Annotated in this window: 1 protein-coding gene; it reads right to left on the bottom strand. The window is 62.2% G+C overall.

What is annotated here, in order from left to right; all coding sequences use genetic code 11:
• Positions 1-82 precede the first annotated feature (82 nt).
• A complete protein-coding gene (gene aruF / locus DBR18_RS17945) occupies positions 83-1,102 on the bottom strand; it encodes an arginine/ornithine succinyltransferase subunit alpha (RefSeq protein ID WP_007951057.1) in 1,020 nt (339 codons plus the stop codon).
• Between the last annotated feature and the right edge of the window lie 11 nt (positions 1,103-1,113).

The following is a 1,113-nucleotide window of genomic DNA, read 5'->3' as shown; positions in this document are numbered from 1 at the left end:
AATCGCTGCTGCGTACGGGACGAACAATCATGCTATCTCCTCAAACGGGCCGCTTTCGCCACCCGTGAAACTCGCTAAGGCGTTAAACCGCCACCAGGCGCACGCTGGCACCTTCACCGACGCCGAGGGCTTCGGCTGCTTCCAGATCCAGGGTCACCGGTTTGCCCGGCGCGTAGTCCAGCTCCAGCAGCACCGCGCGGTAATCCTGCAACTGCGCGTTGGCCACCAGGTATTGGCGCCCGGCACCTTTGACCGGTTCGCCGATCTTCACCGGCACCACACGGCTCTGGGCGATCGAACGGATCCCCGAAACACGCGCATGCAAGGTCGGGCCACCATCGAAAATGTCGATGTAGTGATCGGTCTCGAAGCCTTCGCGCATCAGGATGTCGAAGGTGATCTGCGCACGCGGGTGCACCTGGCCCATCGCCTCTTGAGCGGAATCCGGCAGCAGCGGCACGTAGATCGGGTAATGCGGCATCAGTTCGGCGAGGAACGTGCGGCTCTTCAGGCCACACAGGCGCTCGGCCTCGGCGTAGTTGAGGTCGAAGAAGTTGCGCCCGATTGCATCCCAGAACGGCGAGTCGCCGTTCTCGTCGCTGTAACCGACGATCTCGGTCACCACCGAATCAGCGAAACGCTCCGGGTGGCTGGCGACGAACAGCAAGCGGCCACGGGAGTTGAGCTCGGACCACGGCGAACCGACCAACTCGCGCTGCACGTAGAAACTGGTCAGCAAGCTGTTGCCGGTCAGGTCGTGGCATTGCGAGAGCACGTGGATCTTGTTGTGGATCTTCAGCTCGCGGGAAGCGTGGACGAAGGTCTCGTTGCGGAAGCTGTAGAACGGCTCCGAGTAACCGGCCGAGGCGACGATGGCCGAGCAGCCCACCAGTTTGCCGGTGGCGGTGTCTTCGAGGACGAAGAAGTAGCTCTCCTCGCCGTTGAAACTCACTTCGGCGGCAAACGAGGCTTCGCTCGCAGCGATCTTGTCGCTCAGACGTTCCACGTCATCCGGCAAGGAAGTGACACCAATCGGACTGTCCGCAGCCAGACGCTGTACCTCGCCCAGATCAGCCATTTGCGCAGGGCGCATCACCAGCATGGTGTCACTCC

It is taken from the genome of Pseudomonas sp. HMWF021 (assembly GCF_003061005.1).
Taxonomy (GTDB): Bacteria; Pseudomonadota; Gammaproteobacteria; order Pseudomonadales; family Pseudomonadaceae; genus Aquipseudomonas.
This window is presented reverse-complemented; position numbering and strand designations above follow the sequence as displayed.